The organism is Magnetospirillum sp. WYHS-4 (genome assembly GCA_039908345.1).
Lineage (GTDB): Bacteria > Pseudomonadota > Alphaproteobacteria > Rhodospirillales > GLO-3 > JAMOBD01.
Genome location: JAMOBD010000002.1, coordinates 34,896 through 51,659, shown reverse-complemented (window position 1 = coordinate 51,659; position 16,764 = coordinate 34,896). Strand labels below are relative to the sequence as shown.

Sequence of the window (16,764 nt, the reverse complement as noted above, 5' to 3'; positions counted from 1 at the left end):
AGAGTTCAGTACGCCGAAAGCGTGAGGATGGTCAAGGTGGACACGCGAATGGGGGCGGTGGCGTGTCGATGCCTTCGGTTGGCCAAGGAGCCGTGGCGGAATATGGACCTGCCGAATATTAGCAACCTCTGAATCAAGGGATTCCAAGGGTTCCGGGCCTATCTTCCCTCTGGCAGGGGCGGCGTCGGCATGCTATTTCCGAATCGACGCCTGTGCCACGCGGAGGGGGTAGCCTGCATGCACGACATCATTCGGCAACTGGACGAGAAGCGTACCCTGGCTCGGAAAGGCGGCGGCCAGAAATACATCGATGCCCAGCATGCCAAGGGCAAGCTGACGGCCCGCGAGCGTATCGAGGTCTTTCTCGATCCCGGCTCCTTCGAGGAATGGGACATGTTCGTCGAGCATCGCTGCCGCGACTTCGGCATGGAAAGCAAGAGCATTCCCGGCGATGGCGTGGTGACCGGCTACGGCACGGTCAACGGCCGGCTGGTCTTCGTCTTCAGCCAGGATTTCACCGTGCTGGGCGGTTCGCTGTCCGAGTCCCACGCCGAGAAGATCTGTAAGATCATGGACCAGGCGATGAAGGTCGGGGCCCCCGTGGTGGGGCTCAACGATTCCGGCGGTGCCCGCATCCAGGAAGGAGTCGCTTCGTTGGCCGGTTATGCCGAGGTGTTCCAGCGCAACGTCGTCGCTTCCGGCGTCATTCCGCAGATTTCCATCGTCATGGGGCCCTGCGCCGGCGGTGCGGTCTATTCCCCGGCCATGACCGACTTCATCTTCATGGTCGAAGACACCTCCTACATGTTCGTCACCGGCCCGGACGTGGTCAAGACCGTGACCCACGAGGAGGTGACCCACGAGCAACTGGGCGGCGCCATCACCCATACGACCAAGTCCGGCGTCGCCGACCGGGCGTTCGCCAACGACATCGAGGCGTTGCTTTATCTTCGCCGCTTCGTCGACTTCCTGCCCGCCAACAACCGCGAGAAGCCGCCCCTCCGGCCCACCGAGGACGCCGCCGACCGGGTGGAGATGTCGCTGGATACCTTGATTCCCGACAATCCCAACAAGCCTTACGACATGAAGGAACTGATCCTCAAGGTCGTGGACGAAGGCGACTTCTTCGAATTGATGCCCGGCTACGCCGGCAACATCGTCGTCGGATTCGGCCGCATGGAAGGCTCGACGGTGGGCATCGTCGCCAATCAGCCCATGGTGCTGGCCGGCTGCCTGGATATCGATTCCTCGACCAAGGCGGCGCGCTTCGTGCGCTTCTGCGACGCCTTCAACATCCCCATCGTCACCTTCGTCGACGTGCCCGGATTCCTGCCCGGCACCGCCCAGGAATACGGCGGCATCATCAAGCATGGCGCCAAGCTGCTTTATGCCTACGCGGAAGCCACCGTGCCCAAGGTCACCCTGATTACCCGCAAGGCCTACGGCGGCGCCTACGACGTGATGAGTTCCAAGCACCTGCGTGGCGACGTCAATTTCGCCTGGCCCTCGGCCGAAATCGCGGTGATGGGCCCCAAGGGCGCGGTGGAGATCATCTTCCGCGGCGACATCGGCGATCCCGCCAAGATCGCCGAGCGCACCGAGGAATATCGCCAGCGCTTCGCCAATCCCTTCATCGTCGGCCATCGCGGGTTCATCGACGACGTCGTCATGCCGCACAGCACGCGCCTGCGCATCTGCCGCAGCTTGCGCATGCTCAAAAACAAGGAACTGAAGAATCCGTGGAAGAAGCACGGGAACATCCCCCTGTGATACCGGCCAACACTCGAACGGATTCGTTGGCCGGTATCGAGCGGCCATTGAGGCCGCGGCCAAGCGAGCGGAGCGAGCGCCCGGCGAGGGCCAAGAATAAAGATACCCATCGGCCAAGTCATTGGCCGGTTGGCATGACAGGGGACAGGCGTATCGGCGAAGCGGTCGGGGAGGGACTTCCAATGGAGGGAGGGGCCTATGCGGATATCGGAACTCTCGGATAATCTGCTGACGGGCATCCCCGAAGTGGACCAGCAGCATTCCGATCTGTTCGATGCCCTGAACCTGCTTGGGGAATTGGCCGCCGAAGGCGGCGATGGTCCGACGGTCGCCATGGCGCTCGCCAACTTCCGCGACCACGTGGAACGGCACTTTCGCTGGGAGGAGGCTTTCATGCACGGCCAAGGTAGCGTCCGCTTGGACGCGCATCGGACCCTGCACGAAATCCTGCTCGCCCAGTTCGACGAGATGGTGGTCGAAGTCACGGGCCTGCGCAGCGCCTTCTTCGTTCAAGCCCTGCAGCGGCGCTTTTTGCCCTGGCTGGTCGAGCATATCGTCAACGTCGACAAGCGGATGGCCGATCATTGAGGCGGAAAAGGGCTGAAGGGTGGAAAAGGTGAACCACCAAGGCACCAAGACACACCGAGACACCAAGGGGGTAGCATGCCGCTGTTCAAGAAGATCCTGATCGCCAACCGAGGCGAAATCGCCTGCCGGGTTATCAAGACGGCTCGCAAGATGGGGATCAAGACGGTCGCCGTCTACTCGGAAGCCGACCGCCGCGCCTTGCATGTCGAGATGGCCGACGAGGCGGTGTTCATCGGCAAGGCGCCGTCCGCCGAAAGCTATCTGGTTATCGACAACATCGTCCGCGCCATCAAGGAGACCGGCGCCGATGCCGTCCATCCCGGCTACGGGTTCCTGTCCGAGAACACAAGCTTCGCCAAGCGCCTGAAAAAAGAGAAGGTGACCTTCATCGGTCCGCCCCCGGAGGCCATCACGGCCATGGGCGACAAGATCGAATCGAAAAAGCTGGCCATGAAGGCCGGCGTCAATACCATCCCCGGCCATACCGGCGTGGTGAAGGATGCCGACCATGCCGTGAAGATCGCCCAGGAGGTGGGCTATCCGGTGATGATAAAGGCGTCGGCGGGTGGCGGCGGCAAGGGCATGCGTATCGCCCGCAACGACAAGGAGGCCCGCGAGGGTTTCGCCTCCGCTTCCCGCGAGGCCAAGTCCAGCTTCGGCGACGACCGCGTGTTCATCGAGCGATATATCGAGGAACCGCGCCACATCGAGATCCAGGTGCTGGCCGACGGCCACGGCAACGTCCTTTATCTGGGCGAGCGGGAATGCTCCATCCAGCGGCGCCACCAGAAGGTCCTGGAGGAGGCCCCTTCGCCCTTCCTCGACGCCAAGACCCGCAAGGCCATGGGGGAACAGGCGGTGGCCCTGGCCCGCGCGGTCGGGTACCGTTCGGCGGGCACGGTGGAATTCATCGTCGACACCCAGCGGAACTTCTTCTTCCTGGAAATGAATACCCGCCTGCAGGTCGAGCATCCGGTGACGGAACTGGTGACCGGGCTCGATCTGGTGGAACAGATGATCCGGGTGGCGGCCGGCGAGGAACTGCCGCTGCGCCAGAAGGATGTCAAGCTGAAGGGCTGGGCCCTGGAGGCCCGCGTCTATGCGGAAGATCCCTTCCGCGGCTTCCTGCCCTCCACCGGGCGCTTGGTGCGCTACCGCCCGCCCGCCGAATCGGCCTCTGTGCGCGTCGATACCGGCGTTTGCGAAGGCGGCGAGATTTCCATGTTCTACGATCCGATGATCGCCAAGCTGTGCTCCTACGGCAGGGACCGCGACGAGGCGATCGCCAACATGCGCCATGCCCTGGACCAGTTCTTCATCACCGGGGTTTCCCACAACATCGGCTTTCTGGCCGCCCTGGTGACCCATCCGCGGTTCGAGGAAGGGCGCTTGTCGACGAACTTCATCGCCGAGGAGTATCCGGACGGGTTCCATGCCGCCGACGTGCCCCACGACAATCCCTTGATGCTGGTGGCGGTGGCCGCCGCCATGCATTACGCCTACCAGGAACGGGCAGCCCGCATCAGTGGCCAAGTGCCGGGATTCGAGCGCAAGGTCGCTGCCGATTGGAACGTCCGCATGGGCGGCGACAGCCATCCCGTGACCGTGGCGGCGGCGGCGGCGGGATTCCGGGTGAAGACGCACCGCCAGACTTTCGACATCGTCAGCGATTGGAAGGTGGGAGAACCCCTGTTCCACGCCACGGTCAACGGCGAGCCCGCCTGCCTGCAGGTGGATCGTCTGAACGTGGGCTACCGGTTGCGCCATCGCGGCACCCAGGCCGAAGCTCTGGTGATGAGCGCCGCCACGGCAGCGCTGCAAGGCCTGATGCCCAAGAAGTTGCCGCCCGATCTATCCCGCTTCCTGATGTCGCCCATGCCGGGCCTGCTGGTCTCGCTGGCGGTCAAGGAAGGCCAGGAAGTCAAGGCCGGCGACCCGCTCGCGGTCATCGAGGCGATGAAGATGGAAAACGTCCTGCGTGCCGAACGGGACGGAACCATCGGCATCCTGCACGCCAAGTCCGGCGACAGCTTGGCGGTGGATCAGAAGATCCTGGAGTTCAAGTGAACGGTGCGAAGTCCGTTCAGGTGCGCATCGAAGGCCGGGTCCAGGGCGTCTGGTATCGGGCATGGACTCGGGGCGAGGCGGTGAAGCGCGGCCTCGCCGGTTGGGTGCGTAACCGGGCCGACGGTTCGGTGGAAGCCCTGTTTTCCGGTCCGGCCGACGCCGTGGACGCCATGGTCAGGGACTGCTGGGATGGTCCGCCCGCCGCCCGCGTCGACCGCATTGCGGTAAATGCCAGCTCGCCGCCTTCCAGCCCCGGATTCCAACAACTTCCGACCCTGTAGCGGCAGCGGTAGTCGAGTGTATCTTGTGCGCTGCGAAATAATTATTTCAGTGCGTTTCGACGGAGTGGCATTTGTTTGACGAAAATACTTCATGTTGACTTTGGGTAACCGATTATTAAGAATGCGAGAGGGAGAATTAGCTTGGGAAATCCCACTTTTCCGGACCGGGAAGGCTGGTTGGATGGGGCCAAGCGAAGGAGAGTATTCATGTTGAGCACGCCTAACGAGGACACAGCGGTTTTCGAGGTTGCCGTCTATAACCGCGAGGTCCGCGCCTTGGTGAAGGAAAACCGTAGCCACAATCTGTTCGGTGACAACTGGGCGGACTTGCATGTGCAAGGCATCGCGGCGCGCAACGAGGCGGAGGCGCGGGCCCTGGTTCTCCAGCGCTACCGGCCCGAGGAAGGCTTCGTCATTGCGGAAGTGACCCGGCGGCCGGGCTGAGTACCATGGGGCCGCTAGGTTTTGGGGTGGGCTGCTGCTGCGGCGGCGATGCGGGCTTGGCTTCCTCCGGCTTGACGGCAATCTCTTCCTCCTCCTCTTCGTCCTCTTCCTTCTTTTGCGGCCCTTCGAAGAACTGGTAGGTGTCCAGGCCGTCCAGGACAATGCCGTCGAACCCTTGGGCGATCACGCCGTAGATGTAGGAATTGGGATCGCCACTGACGATCTTCTGCCATTCCGGCTTCCAGTATTCGATCCAATGGAGGTCCGGATTGCCGGTCACCGAAGCGCTGACGAAGCTCGGCGCACCTTCCTTCCACTCGGGCTTCCAGAAGTAGTCGTAGGCGGCCGCCATGCCGATGTTCACCTGGGCGAAGACCAGGCGGCGCGAGCCGAGCTTCTTGTATCGCAGGGTTTCCACGGCCTGTCGCGACAAGGGCGTCCGCCCATGGAAGACCGGTACGATCAACAGATCGTAGTTGGTTTCATGCATCTTGAGGGCGAACTGCGCCTCGGTGCCATGGGGAGTGGTGTCCACCAACCAGGCGAAATTGCGGACATCGCGGAACGACAGGATATGGTCCGCGTTTTCGTTGACCGGCGTCTTGGGCGAATGCGGCAGGAAATTGAGGTCCAGCCCGCGCGCTTGCGCAACGAAGGGGACGTAGCCCAGTTCCTGGCTCTGCCGATAGGCATCGTCCACATGCAGGGAATCGAGGGCATAGTCGACGGTCAGGATCTTGACGCCGGCCTTCTTCGCCTGCTGGAGCAAAGGCAAGGTCTTCTTGCGCCGGACGGGTGGCATGGGGGTGTCGAACTGGCGGTATCCATAATGGAAACCCTCCACCAGGATGCCGTCGAGGGCCATCGTGTAGGCGCGGGCCGGGGCCGGGCGGGGCTTGGATTCCTCGACCCCTTCCAGTTTGTTCAGCAGTTCCAGGCCGTTCTGGGCGACGATGGCGAAGTCCTTGCGCTGGGATCGCGCATAATGGGAGATCGCCAGGACGAAGCGGCGCATTTCCTCGCGGTGATCGAGGAACAGGCTGCTTTCCTTCGGCATGGGTGGAGGTTCGGGCTTGGGGGATGGCACGACCTTGCCTTGGGCGCGCGTCTGTCCCGGCCCCTGGGATGGAGGCTGCTGTGCCTGGACGCCGGCGGCCAATAGCAGAGCCGTCGCGGCGGTCAGGGAAAGAAGGGCGGACCGTATCATTCCGCCAGCATAGTGGCCCTTTCTGAATAAATGCTTATTCCAGAAGGCCGGTGACGTGGCGGGCGATGGCCAGGCAGGCGGTGAGGCCCGGCGACTCGATACCGAACAGGTTCACAAGGCCGGGAATGCCGTGGTCGGCCGGGCCTTCGATGCGAAAATCGGCAGCTGGTTCGCCAGGGGCCTGGATCTTGGGGCGGATACCGGCATAGCCGGGCCGCAAAGCGCCGTCGGGCAGGCCGGGCCAGTAGGTTCGCACCGCTTGGGCGAAGCCGGAGACGCGCGCCGGATCGACTTGATAATCCTCCGTCTCCACCCATTCGACGTCGGGCCCGAAGCGGGCCTGGCCGCCCAGGTCGAGGGTCAAGTGGATGCCCAGTCCCGCAGCCTCAGGCACCGGGTAGATCAGGTGGCGGAAAGGGCTGCGGCCCGACAGAGCGAAGTAATTGCCCTTGGCGAGATAACGTGGCGGAACTTGGGCGGACGACAGCCCTTCCAGACTTGCCGCCACGGCCTGCGCCCCCAGGCCCGCGGCATTGACCAGGACTCGGCAGGCCAAGTCCATGGGCGCCTCGCCACCCGTGCGGACGACGATACCCTCCGGACCGATCCGCCCGCCCAGCAAGGGGCTGCGAAAGGCGATCATGGCTCCTTGTGCCTCCGCTTCGCCCCTCAGGGCCAGCATTAAGCCGTGGCTGTCCAGGATGCCGGTGGACGGCGACAGCACGGCGGCAACCGCCCGCAGGTCGGGCTCCAAGGCCCGGACCTGGGCGGTGTCGAGGGACTGAAGGTCGTCCACTCCGTTGATCCGAGCCGTGGCAACGATCTTTTCCAGGGCAGGAATCTGGCGGGCATCGGTGGCGACCAGGAGCTTGCCGGGGCGGCGGTGGGCGACCCCGTGTTCCGCCATGAAGGCGTAAAGCAGGGGCTTGCCCTCAACGCAGAGGCGGGCCTTCAAGCTCCCGGGCGGATAGTAGAGTCCCGCATGGACAACCTCGCTGGAACGGGCGCTGATGCCGGTGCCGATGGCCTCGGCGGCTTCCAGCACCACCACTTCGCGGCCGGCCATGACCAGCGCGCGGGCTATCGCCAGTCCAACCACCCCCGCGCCGACGACGAGGCAATCCACGGCCTCGGTCATGGGGTGGCGGGGGGAGCTTCCTCGTCCATGTCCCCGTCGTCCTCGTCCGGTTCGTCGCCCCGCTCCTTCTCGACGAAGCGGGCGGCGAAGATGCTGATCTCGTAGAGGATCATCGTCGGGATGGCGAGGCTGACCTGGCTGATGACGTCGGGCGGGGTCAGGACGGCGGCCAGCACGAAGGCGCCGACGATGGCATAGCGGCGTTTCTCGGCCATGCCCTTGGACGTGACCAGCCCGACCCTGGCCAGCAGGGTCAGGATGACGGGCAACTCGAAACAGAGACCGAAGGCGAAGATCAGGTGCATGACCAAGGAGAGATACTGGTCGACCTTGGCTTCCAGCTGGATGGGCAAGTTACCTTCGCCACCTGGCGACTCGAAGCCCAGGAAGAACTTCCAAGCCATGGGAAAGACGACATAATAAGCTAGGGCGCCGCCCATGAAGAACAGCACCGGCGTCGCCACCAGGAAGGGCATGAAGGCCTTCTTTTCGTGCTTGTAGAGCCCCGGTGCGATGAACTTCCAGAGCTGCACCGCCATGAAGGGGAAAGCGAGAAAGAGGGCGAAGAAGAAGGCCACCTTGATATAGGTGAAGAAGGCCTCGTGCAGGGCCGTGTAGATCAGGCGCCGGTTGCCGCCCTGCTGGTTCATGATCTCGGCCAGGGGGTGGACCAGGAAATTGTAAAGATCGGCCGCGAAGTAGTAGCAGACGAGGAACATTCCGATCAGCGCCAGAGCCGACCACAGCAGGCGCTGGCGCAGTTCGAGCAGATGCTCGAGCAGCGGCATCTTCTGTTCCTCGACGACCTGTTCGTCCTTGAGGGTGGGCTCGACCACGGCGTCCTACCCGTCGGCCTTGGGGGCGGCGTTACCGGCCGGCGGCGGCAGGGGGCCGGCGGCTTCCTCGGTTGCGGCCGGCTTCGGGTCATCCATGCCGGCGGAGCCGTCCATCAGGCGCAGTTCACGGGCCAGTTCGCTGTCGGGGTCGAGGAACTTCTCGGCCTCCTTGGCGGGGTCGAAGGCCTGGACCTCTTCGACCTGCTTCTTGACCTGTTCCTTGATTTCTTCCAACTCGGCCTCGCGGATGACCTCGTTGACCCCGGTCTGGAACTCGCGCGCCAAGCCGCGCGCCTTGCGTACCCACTTGGCGCCGGTGCGCAGTGCGAGGGGCAGGTCCTTGGGGCCGACGACGACCAGCGCCACGACCCCAATGAGCATCAGTTCCTGCCAACCGACGTCGAACATGCCATCCTATCTCCTGGCTGGTTCCGCCAGGCCGGAGAGTGCCGTCAATGCTGCGGCGGCTGCTGCTGCGGGCCCGCCTGCGATGCGGACGGGGTCGGCTGCGGGGCCTGAGCCGGTTGGACCGGCGGCACCTGGGGGGCGGCGCTGGAGGCCAGGACTTGCGGCTGGTCGGCCCCTTCCTCGGCGGCTCCCTCTTCCTTCATACCCTTCTTGAAGGCCTTGAGGCCCTTGCCGAAGTCGCCCATCAGGCGGCTGATCTTCCCGCCGCCGCCGAAAAGCACCAGGACCACCACGAGGACGATGAGCCAATGCCAGATGCTGAAGCTTCCCATTCTTCGGTCTCACCTTCAGGGTTGGGTCTTGCGAAGGGGCGGATAATGGCAGAAAGCTGCGGCCATCGCAACGGGCTCACGCCAGCTTCCTGCCCTTGAATCCCATGGCGACCACGTAGACCTCCGCCGAGCCTTTCCGGCTGGCCGGCGGCTTGGCGTGGCGGACGGAATCGAACAGGCGCTTCATGTGGGCCAGGAGTTGGTGCTCGGTTCCGCCCTGAAAGACCTTGGCGACGAAGGCGCCACCCGGCGCCAGGGTCTCGACGGCGAATTCCAGGGCGGCTTCCACCAAGGCCATGATGCGCAGGTGGTCGGTGGCAGCGTGCCCGGTGGTGGGTGGCGACATGTCGGACAAGACCAGATCGGCCGGACCGCCCAAGGCTTCGTGCAGCAACGCCGGGGCGGCATCGTCGAGGAAATCGGCAAGCAGCACCCTGGCGCCGGGAACGGGCGGCATCTCGTCGATGTCGAGGGCGACCACCGGGGCGCCCTTGACTCGCTCCACCGTTACCTGGGTCCATCCGCCCGGCGCGGCCCCCAGGTCCACCACTCGAAGACCGGCCCTGAGGATATGGAAGCGGTCGTCCAGTTCGATCAGCTTGAAAGCGGCGCGCGACCGGTAGCCTTGCCGTTTGGCTTCGGCGACGTAAGGATCGTTGAGCTGGCGCTCCAGCCAGAGGGTGGACGAGATGGAACGCTTCTTGGCTGTGCGGACCCTTTCGGTCAGGCCGCGGCCGCCGGTCCCGGTGCCGGATTTTCGGGTCATGCGTCCCCCGGCCAGACGCCCCGCGGGCCGCGGCCCATCATGCGGAGCAGCAGTCCCTCGCGGATGCCGCGGTCGGCGACCCTGAGCGAGGCGACGGGCCAGTGGCGGCAGATGGCTTCCAGGATGGCGCAGCCGGCCACCACCAGATCGGCGCGGGCCTGGCCGATGCAGGGATGGCGGGCTCGTTCCGCGCAGCACTGGGTGGCCAAGCGGTGGCTGAGCGAGCGCACGGCCTCCACCTCCATGTCCAGGCCGTCGACCCGCGAACGGTCGTAGCGCGGCAGGTCCAGATAGAGTCCACCCAGGGTGGTCATGGTGCCGGATGTCCCCATCATTTGCACCCGGCCATCGCGCACCGCCGCCGAAATGCCGTGGCGGGCATCGAATTCTGCCAGGGCGATGGCAATGGATTCGACGATGGACTCGAACTGGTCGGGATGCAGGCGATCATGGCCATAGCGCTCGGTCAGGGACACGACGCCGAAGGGCAGGGACAGGAACCCCTGGGTGTGGAGGCAGCCGTCGGCCTGGCGGTCCAGCCAAGTGATTTCGGTGCTGCCGCCGCCGATGTCGAAGACCAGCGCGTTGGGCAGGGCTCGGTCCAGCAGCGCGACGCAGCCCATCAGGGTGAGGCTCGCTTCTTCTTCCGGCGTGATGGTTTCCAGGTTCAGGCCGGTTTCCTCGCGGACGCGGGCCAGGAAGTCCGGAGTGTTGGCGGCGCGGCGGCAGGCCTCGGTGGCGACGCAGCGAACCTGACGCACACGGCGCTCGCGCATGCGCTGGGCGCAGACGGCCAGGGCTTCGACGGCGCGGTCGATGGCGGCATCGCACAGGCGATCGCTGGAAACCAGCCCTTCGCCCAGACGGACGACACGCGAGAAGGAGCCGACCACCTTGAAACCCGACGAACGCGGCTGGGCGATCAGCATGCGGCAGTTGTTGGTTCCAAGATCGACAGCCGCGTAGACCGGCATCGCTTTTCCGTCATATTGCCGCGGCTCTGGGCCGGCCTCCTGACGCACGCGCTTCGTCTCCCTGGCGCAATCCCTATTTTGGCCACCATACCCGAGAGCCTGGGCATTCCGAAAGAGGTTCGTTGGGGCGTCCGCGGATTTGGGCAGGGGCGTTGTTCCATTCTTTCTATTGCTCCCGACGACCATCGTCCCCATAGTGATAATCAAGAATACCTTGGGGTGTTTCCAGGTATTTTATAATATTAGATAATAACAAAGGAGAGTATCATGCGGTTCATGTCAATCGCGGCGGCGGTGGTATTGACGGGCCTCGGGACGGAGGACGTCCAGGCATCTCCGGTGGGGTGCAAGCTGGAGCGGGAGGCGACCTGCATGTTTGCCAACTTGGCCGGCGTCGACGGCAGCGGCCGGGACCTCGACGAGGGGTCCTACCGGGCGGCGATCCTGGATCGGGCGAACCTGAAGGGGGCCAAGCTGCGTTTCACCGATCTCCAGGTCATCAGGGCTGACAGTGCCAATCTGGAGGGGGCGGATATGGAAGGGGCCCACATGTTCGCTAGCCTGCTCAACAACGCCAACCTGAAGGGAGCGAACCTGCCCAGGGTCAATCTGGTGCAGGCCAACCTGAGCGGGGCCGACCTTCGTGGCGCCAACCTTCAAGGGGCCATCCTGATGGCGGCCAACCTGAAGGGCGCGCGTCTGGACGAAGCGAACTTGGCGGGCGCCCATCTGGGCAACGCGATCTGGACCGATGGTCGCGTCTGCGCCGAAGGCTCGGTCGGGGAATGCCGCTGATGCCCCCTATTTCTTCTTCGGCTTGCTGTCCTTGGGCGGGGCGACCCGTTTGGCGAAGGTCTGCTGCAGCGCCTTGTGGATGAAGAAGATCGGGGCGCTGGCGTCCGTTGGGTCCTCGAAGCTGGCAACGATCTCGCTGGGGCCGTTGTCCCAGATGGTTGCCTTGGCGTGCTGGGTCACGGGAAAGCCGTAGCGGGACCTGAACAGGTCCACCACCCCGCCGTAGGCCGGCGTCGGGATCCAGAGATTGATCTGCACGAGCCGGTGCGGGGAGCCCTTGCCCTCGGAGAAGAAGAGCGCCCAGAAGGTTGCCGGAACATCGGCCAGATCGGCCTGGAGGGGACGCATCTTGCCGTCCGCCTCACGACCGAAGAAGGCGCAGCGAACGGCTCCGGCGGCAGCCATTTCGGGCGTGAGTGGGAAGACCTGGGGCATCTCGATTTGCGGGTCGGCCTTGTCCCCGGTGCAAAAGATCTTCTGGTCGGCGGTGGTGGGCGTCGCCTGTCGGAAGTCCTCCAGTGCCATGCCGAGGCGCAAGGGCCCGAAGGCATAGGGGGCGGGATCGGCCGCCATGGTGCCGCCGGAAGCCATTGCCAGGAACAAGCCGACGGCGGACGCGACTGCCTTCATGGGGAATACTCCTCGTTGTCGATCGATCAAGACCATCAGGAACGGCGCAACCGATCAGCCGTGGCATCGATGCGCCCACGCAGGCCAGGAAACGTGGTTTCGGCCGGAAACTGGGGGAATTCGCGGATGACGTTTTCCGGCGCGTGGAAAAGGATGCCGAAATCGGCTTCCGCCAGCATGGCGGTGTCGTTGTAGGAATCGCCCGCCGCGATGGTGAGGAAGTTCAGTTCCCTGAAGTGACGCACGGCCTCCCGCTTGTGGTTCTGCTGACGGATGCGGTAGCCGGTGACCCGGCCGACGCCGTCCACCTCCAGTTTGTGGCAGAAGAGGGTCGGCATGCCCAGCAACTCCATCAACGGCATGGCGAATTCGTAGAAGGTGTCGCTGAGGATCACCACCTGGTAGTCCTTCCTGAGGCCGTCCAGGAAATCACGGGCCCCGTCCATGGGGCCCATGCGGCGGATGACACCTTGGATGTCGGGGAGTTTCAGGCCGTGTTCGTCCAGGATCTTCAGGCGGCCTTGCATCAACTTGTCGTAGTCCGGTTCGTCGCGGGTGGTGCGACGCAGCTCGGGGATGCCGGTGTGCTCGGCGAAATTGATCCAGATTTCGGGGACGAGCACCCCTTCCATGTCCAGGCAGACGATTTCCACGGCATCTCTCCGACAAGTTCCCTGGGCATCGCGTAATGCAGCGGGCGGCCGTCGTCAACAGCGAAGAGGCTTGGGGACGGGAAAACGATTCGATGTCTACTATAGGGGTTAATGGCAGCTTTCGGGAATGCCGGGGCCGTCCTATGACGAAGACATGAACAAGCCCTATTCCGATCTTGTCGTCATCGAGAAGGGGCGGTCCGTTCTGCCGCCCGAGGTGCATCCGCTGCCCGACCTGCTGGACCTGAGCGCGGAGGAGGTCCTGGAGGCCTTCCGTGCCAGCCAGCGGAGCGACTTCATCCGGGTGGTGGCGGAGGCGGAGGCCGAGGGGGCGGACCTGCACCGGCTGTTCGGCGCGCTACGCGATCGTGTGCCCGCGGGCCATCCCTTTCGCGATGTCGCGCTGTTCCGCAAGGGGGCCCTGGGGGAGATGTTTCTCGACCTGCACGACCACGTGATGGCCCATCCGGTCTGGCGCCATCCCTTCTTTCTTCGGGTTTTCGAGGGACGCGTCGCCCCCAGCCAAGTCAGGGCCTTCGCCTGCCACTACTTCAATCAGATCAAGAACACCCGCCAGTGCGTGGCCTTGGCCATCGGGCGTTTCCATGGTCTCACTGCGATGCCTTTCGGCGAATTGAACGAGCGCCTGTCGGAGATCACCCAGGTCGCCCTGGCGCAACTGGTGGCCGACGAATACGGGGTGGGGGGCCATTCCCTGGACGACTATCCGCCGCTTTCCCGGCTGTTTTCCGCCCATACCCACATCGCCATGTACCGCCAGTTGTTCGAGGGCCTGGGGATTCCTCCCGCCGCCCAGGACGTGCCGATGTTGCCCGCGGTGGCCGACAACGTGCTGACCCAGCGCCTGGTGGCCGGGCATCCGGCCTTTTCGCCCCTGGAATCCCTGGCGTCGGTGGGACTGGGCATGGAGTGGGGGGTGCCGGAATTCTTCAGCCTGTTGCTGGGGGGCCTGATCCGGGTCGGCCGGCGCGAGAAGCTGCCGCTCAGCCGCCATCACGTGGAAGTCTTCAGCGCGCATGTGCGCTACGACGTGCTGCATGCGGTTTCGGTGATGCTGGTCACCAGCCTGCATATGCGGGGGGCGGCCGATATGGCGGCGGCGAAGGGAGCCTGCAACACTTTGATGGCCAGCCGCTACGGCATGATGACCGGCCTTTACGGCGAGGTCTTCGGCGATCCCTGCGCGAGCCTGGGCGACTTGGCCCTGGAAGGCCGCTACCGCTTGGCCGACCGGCGGATCGAGGCAGTTCTGATCGAGGCCCGGCAAGGCACCGCCCCCGACCGCGTGGTGGGCGGCGACGCCTACCGCAAAGACACAGGGATGCCCTTCGTTTTCGCGTGAAAGCGCCTTGACAGGGAGGGCCGGTGCTGGCTTGATCGGGCCGTCCCGCCCACGGGCGGGTTTCCAATCGAATCATTCCCCCGTCAGAGAACATCGCTCATGCCCAGGGAGACTGGAGGAGGCTTCGCCGAGACGGTCCGGACCATCCTTTGGGCCGGGGCCATCGCGCTGGCCATCCGCACCGTGGCCTACGAGCCCTTCAATATCCCCTCGGGCTCGATGATCCCGACCCTGCTGGTGGGCGACTATCTGTTCGTTTCCAAGTTCTCCTACGGCTACAGCAAGCATTCCCTGCCGGGCAGCCTGCCCCTGTTCTCCGGAAGAATCCTGTTTTCCGAGCCCGAGCGCGGCGACGTGGTAGTCTTCAAGAAGCCCAGCGACAACAGGACCGACTACATCAAGCGCATCGTCGGCCTGCCGGGCGATCGCCTCCAGATGATCGGCGGCATCCTGCATATCAACGGCCAGCCGGTGCAGCGCGAGCGCCTTGCCGACCATAGCGCCCGCGACCCCTACGGCAACATGTTGCGCACGGCGCGGTTCGTCGAAACCCTGCCTAACGGCCGCCGCCACCTGATCCTCGAGGTCAGCGATCAGGGGCCCATGGACAACACGCCCGTCTATCAGGTGCCCGAGGGCCATTACTTCGGTATGGGCGATAACCGCGATGCCTCCGCCGACAGTCGCTTTCTGGCCGAAGTCGGCTACATCCCGCGGGAGAATTTGATCGGCAAGGCGGTCTTCATGTTCTTCTCGGTGGATGGCAGCTTCTGGGAATTCTGGAAGTGGGGCAGCACCATCCGCTTCGGTCGCCTGTTTTCGGGTATCGAGTAGGTATGGGCGACCGGATCGCCACCCTGGAATCCATTCTCGGCCATCACTTCGCGCGGCGCGACCTGCTGGGGTTGGCGTTGCGCCATGCCAGCAGTCTGCGCAACCGCGACCGCCGCACCGACACCAACGAGCGCCTGGAATTCCTGGGCGACCGGGTGCTGGGCTTGGTGATCGCCGCCATGCTCTACGAGGGCTTCCCCGATGAGGAGGAAGGTGCCCTGGCCCGCCGCCATACGGCCCTGGTGCGCCGCGAGGCCCTGGCCCGGGTGGCGGAAACCATCGGCTTGGCCGAGCACCTCACCATGGCGCACGGCGAGGCGGAAACGGGCGGGCGCGATAAGCCGACCATTCTCGCCGATGGCTGCGAGGCGGTGCTCGGCGCCCTCTACTTGGATGGCGGGCTGGCGGCGGCGGAAGGATTCGTGCGTCGCTTCTGGGCTCCCTTGCTGGCCGAGGACCTGCGGCCGCCCAAGGATGCCAAGACGACGTTGCAGGAATGGGCCCAGGGCCGTGGTTTGCCGCTGCCGGCCTACCGCGAGATGGAACGTTCCGGTCCCGACCATGCGCCCCTGTTCGTCGTTGTGGTGGAAGTCGAGGGGATGCCGCCCACTCCGGGGAGCGGTCCGGCCAAGCGGGCCGCCGAACAGGCGGCCGCCGAAGCGTTGTTGCGAATCCTGGCCGAGGAGGGCAAGGCATGACCCGTTGCGGTTTCGTCGCCATTCTGGGGGCGCCCAACGTGGGCAAGTCCACCCTGATGAATCGCGTGGTGGGGGGGAAGGTCTCCATCGTTTCCCCCAAGGTTCAGACCACCCGCACCCGGGTGTTGGGGATCGTACTGGAAGGCGAGGCGCAGGTCGTCTTCGTCGATACACCCGGCATCTTCCGGCCCAAACGGCGTCTGGACCGCGCCATGGTCGCCGCCGCCTGGGGCGGGGCGGGGGACGCGGATGCGGTGCTGCTGCTGGTCGACGCCAAGGCGGGCCTGGATGACGATACGCGCGCCGTGGTCGAGCGCCTCAAGACCGAGGCCAAGGGCGGTCGTCCGGTGATCCTGGCGCTCAACAAGGTGGATCTGGTCAAGAAGCCGGTTCTGTTGGCCTTGGCGCAGAACCTGTCGGCCGAGGGGCTGTTCGAATCCATCTTCATGATTTCGGCCGAAACCGGCGATGGGGTGCCCGATCTGGTGGCCGAACTGGCCCGCCGCGTGCCGGAAGGCCCTTGGCTCTTTCCCGAGGACCAGGTTTCCGACATGCCACTGCGCATGCTGGCCGCGGAGATCACTCGCGAAAAGCTCTATCTGCGGCTGCGTCAGGAACTGCCCTACGCGGCGACCGTGGAAACCGAGGACTGGGAGGACAAGGCCGACGGCAGCATCGCCATCCGCCAAGTGATCTTCGTCGAACGGGACGGCCAGAAGGCTATCGTGCTGGGCAAGGGCGGCAGCCAGATCAAAGCCATCGGCGAGGCGGCTCGGCACGAACTCGAAGAGATCCTGGAACAGCGGGTGCATCTGTTCCTGTTCGTCAAGGTGCGCGAAGCCTGGGGCGACGATCCCGACCGCTACCGCCCCTGGGGTCTCGACTTCGACGCCTGACCCGACCCGACCGCGGCAGGGGACCAGGGCACGGATGCGGACACGGGAATGGTCCGATGTTCGCCAACTGTAGTCGCCCGCCGA

Annotated in this window: 19 protein-coding genes; 10 read left to right on the top strand and 9 right to left on the bottom strand. The window is 64.7% G+C overall.

Annotation, left to right across the window (positions count from 1 at the left end; genetic code table 11):
* Positions 1 to 237 precede the first annotated feature (237 nt).
* The 5 genes from H7841_01490 to H7841_01470 all read left to right on the top strand — a co-directional run bounded on the left by H7841_01490 (position 238) and on the right by H7841_01470 (position 5,150).
* Positions 238 to 1,770 carry an acyl-CoA carboxylase subunit beta gene (locus H7841_01490; GenBank protein MEO5335555.1) on the top strand — a complete coding sequence of 511 codons (1,533 nt, stop codon included), beginning with the start codon at positions 238 to 240 and terminating at the stop codon, positions 1,768 to 1,770.
* Positions 1,771 to 1,968: 198 nt separating this feature from the next.
* Positions 1,969 to 2,358, top strand: coding sequence for a hemerythrin domain-containing protein (locus H7841_01485; protein ID MEO5335554.1), 390 nt, complete (start codon positions 1,969 to 1,971; stop codon positions 2,356 to 2,358).
* An 81-nt stretch (positions 2,359 to 2,439) separates the two neighbouring features.
* The gene (gene accC / locus H7841_01480) at positions 2,440 to 4,425 is read left to right on the top strand and encodes an acetyl-CoA carboxylase biotin carboxylase subunit (protein ID MEO5335553.1); all 1,986 of its coding nucleotides are present in this window, start codon (positions 2,440 to 2,442) and stop codon (positions 4,423 to 4,425) included.
* Positions 4,422 to 4,706: an acylphosphatase gene (locus H7841_01475; GenBank protein MEO5335552.1), complete on the top strand. Its 285-nt coding sequence runs from the start codon at positions 4,422 to 4,424 to the stop codon at positions 4,704 to 4,706. Before accC ends, H7841_01475 begins: the two co-directional genes overlap by 4 nt.
* A 207-nt stretch (positions 4,707 to 4,913) precedes the next feature.
* Positions 4,914 to 5,150: a hypothetical protein gene (locus tag H7841_01470; protein MEO5335551.1), complete on the top strand. Its 237-nt coding sequence runs from the start codon at positions 4,914 to 4,916 to the stop codon at positions 5,148 to 5,150.
* Here H7841_01470 and H7841_01465 read toward each other — a convergent pair.
* From H7841_01465 to H7841_01435, 7 genes are all read right to left on the bottom strand, one after another.
* Positions 5,119 to 6,357 carry a hypothetical protein gene (locus tag H7841_01465; GenBank protein ID MEO5335550.1) on the bottom strand — a complete coding sequence of 413 codons (1,239 nt, stop codon included), beginning with the start codon at positions 6,355 to 6,357 and terminating at the stop codon, positions 5,119 to 5,121. The two genes, H7841_01470 and H7841_01465, sit on opposite strands and share 32 nt — an antisense overlap.
* A 34-nt stretch (positions 6,358 to 6,391) precedes the next feature.
* Entirely contained in the window at positions 6,392 to 7,495 is a 1,104-nt protein-coding gene (locus H7841_01460; protein ID MEO5335549.1) for an NAD(P)/FAD-dependent oxidoreductase, read from the bottom strand.
* Entirely contained in the window at positions 7,492 to 8,283 is a 792-nt protein-coding gene (tatC, locus tag H7841_01455) for a twin-arginine translocase subunit TatC (GenBank protein MEO5335548.1), read from the bottom strand. Before tatC ends, H7841_01460 begins: the two co-directional genes overlap by 4 nt.
* Before the next feature lie 54 nt (positions 8,284 to 8,337).
* On the bottom strand, positions 8,338 to 8,739 hold the full coding sequence (gene tatB, locus H7841_01450; GenBank protein MEO5335547.1) for a Sec-independent protein translocase protein TatB: 402 nt from the start codon (positions 8,737 to 8,739) through the stop codon (positions 8,338 to 8,340).
* Positions 8,740 to 8,783: 44 nt separating this feature from the next.
* Positions 8,784 to 9,071 carry a twin-arginine translocase TatA/TatE family subunit gene (locus H7841_01445; GenBank protein MEO5335546.1) on the bottom strand — a complete coding sequence of 96 codons (288 nt, stop codon included), beginning with the start codon at positions 9,069 to 9,071 and terminating at the stop codon, positions 8,784 to 8,786.
* A 76-nt stretch (positions 9,072 to 9,147) separates the two neighbouring features.
* On the bottom strand, positions 9,148 to 9,837 hold the full coding sequence (locus H7841_01440) for an RlmE family RNA methyltransferase (GenBank protein ID MEO5335545.1): 690 nt from the start codon (positions 9,835 to 9,837) through the stop codon (positions 9,148 to 9,150).
* Positions 9,834 to 10,811: a Ppx/GppA family phosphatase gene (locus H7841_01435; protein MEO5335544.1), complete on the bottom strand. Its 978-nt coding sequence runs from the start codon at positions 10,809 to 10,811 to the stop codon at positions 9,834 to 9,836. Before H7841_01435 ends, H7841_01440 begins: the two co-directional genes overlap by 4 nt.
* Positions 10,812 to 11,078: 267 nt before the next feature.
* Here H7841_01435 and H7841_01430 point away from each other — a divergent pair, with 267 nt between their 5' ends.
* Positions 11,079 to 11,606, top strand: coding sequence for a pentapeptide repeat-containing protein (locus H7841_01430; protein MEO5335543.1), 528 nt, complete (start codon positions 11,079 to 11,081; stop codon positions 11,604 to 11,606).
* Between the two features lie 6 nt (positions 11,607 to 11,612).
* Here H7841_01430 and H7841_01425 read toward each other — a convergent pair whose 3' ends face one another.
* Both H7841_01425 and thrH read right to left on the bottom strand, forming a co-directional pair.
* Positions 11,613 to 12,236, bottom strand: coding sequence for a hypothetical protein (locus H7841_01425; GenBank protein ID MEO5335542.1), 624 nt, complete (start codon positions 12,234 to 12,236; stop codon positions 11,613 to 11,615).
* Positions 12,237 to 12,271: 35 nt separating this feature from the next.
* A complete protein-coding gene (gene thrH, locus H7841_01420) occupies positions 12,272 to 12,889 on the bottom strand; it encodes a bifunctional phosphoserine phosphatase/homoserine phosphotransferase ThrH (protein ID MEO5335541.1) in 618 nt (205 codons plus the stop codon).
* Between the two features lie 154 nt (positions 12,890 to 13,043).
* Here thrH and H7841_01415 point away from each other — a divergent pair, with 154 nt between their 5' ends.
* The 4 genes from H7841_01415 (at position 13,044) to era (ending at position 16,680) form a co-directional block, all read left to right on the top strand.
* Positions 13,044 to 14,252 (top strand): iron-containing redox enzyme family protein, encoded by a 1,209-nt coding sequence (locus H7841_01415; protein ID MEO5335540.1) that lies wholly within the window; start codon positions 13,044 to 13,046, stop codon positions 14,250 to 14,252.
* A 99-nt stretch (positions 14,253 to 14,351) separates the two neighbouring features.
* Positions 14,352 to 15,086, top strand: a complete 735-nt coding sequence (gene lepB / locus H7841_01410) for a signal peptidase I (GenBank protein ID MEO5335539.1) — start codon at positions 14,352 to 14,354, stop codon at positions 15,084 to 15,086.
* A gap of 2 nt (positions 15,087 to 15,088) precedes the next feature.
* On the top strand, positions 15,089 to 15,784 hold the full coding sequence (rnc, locus tag H7841_01405) for a ribonuclease III (protein MEO5335538.1): 696 nt from the start codon (positions 15,089 to 15,091) through the stop codon (positions 15,782 to 15,784).
* Entirely contained in the window at positions 15,781 to 16,680 is a 900-nt protein-coding gene (gene era, locus H7841_01400) for a GTPase Era (protein MEO5335537.1), read from the top strand. Before rnc ends, era begins: the two co-directional genes overlap by 4 nt.
* Positions 16,681 to 16,764: the final 84 nt, after the last annotated feature.

Bases quoted from the DNA above. Each gene is read 5' to 3' on its own strand.
- rnc (MEO5335538.1), top strand. From the start codon at position 15,089: ATGGGCGACCGGATCGCCACCCTGGAATCCATTCTCGGCCATCACTTC.
- H7841_01470 (MEO5335551.1), top strand. From the start codon at position 4,914: ATGTTGAGCACGCCTAACGAGGACACAGCGGTTTTCGAGGTTGCCGTC.
- tatC (MEO5335548.1), bottom strand. From the start codon at position 8,283: ATGCCGCTGCTCGAGCATCTGCTCGAACTGCGCCAGCGCCTGCTGTGG.
- lepB (MEO5335539.1), top strand. From the start codon at position 14,352: ATGCCCAGGGAGACTGGAGGAGGCTTCGCCGAGACGGTCCGGACCATC.
- tatB (MEO5335547.1), bottom strand. From the start codon at position 8,739: ATGTTCGACGTCGGTTGGCAGGAACTGATGCTCATTGGGGTCGTGGCG.
- H7841_01445 (MEO5335546.1), bottom strand. From the start codon at position 9,071: ATGGGAAGCTTCAGCATCTGGCATTGGCTCATCGTCCTCGTGGTGGTC.
- H7841_01435 (MEO5335544.1), bottom strand. From the start codon at position 10,811: ATGCCGGTCTACGCGGCTGTCGATCTTGGAACCAACAACTGCCGCATG.
- H7841_01430 (MEO5335543.1), top strand. From the start codon at position 11,079: ATGCGGTTCATGTCAATCGCGGCGGCGGTGGTATTGACGGGCCTCGGG.
- H7841_01415 (MEO5335540.1), top strand. From the start codon at position 13,044: ATGAACAAGCCCTATTCCGATCTTGTCGTCATCGAGAAGGGGCGGTCC.
- H7841_01465 (MEO5335550.1), bottom strand. From the start codon at position 6,357: ATGATACGGTCCGCCCTTCTTTCCCTGACCGCCGCGACGGCTCTGCTA.
- H7841_01490 (MEO5335555.1), top strand. From the start codon at position 238: ATGCACGACATCATTCGGCAACTGGACGAGAAGCGTACCCTGGCTCGG.
- H7841_01485 (MEO5335554.1), top strand. From the start codon at position 1,969: ATGCGGATATCGGAACTCTCGGATAATCTGCTGACGGGCATCCCCGAA.
- era (MEO5335537.1), top strand. From the start codon at position 15,781: ATGACCCGTTGCGGTTTCGTCGCCATTCTGGGGGCGCCCAACGTGGGC.
- H7841_01460 (MEO5335549.1), bottom strand. From the start codon at position 7,495: ATGACCGAGGCCGTGGATTGCCTCGTCGTCGGCGCGGGGGTGGTTGGA.
- H7841_01440 (MEO5335545.1), bottom strand. From the start codon at position 9,837: ATGACCCGAAAATCCGGCACCGGGACCGGCGGCCGCGGCCTGACCGAA.
- H7841_01425 (MEO5335542.1), bottom strand. From the start codon at position 12,236: ATGAAGGCAGTCGCGTCCGCCGTCGGCTTGTTCCTGGCAATGGCTTCC.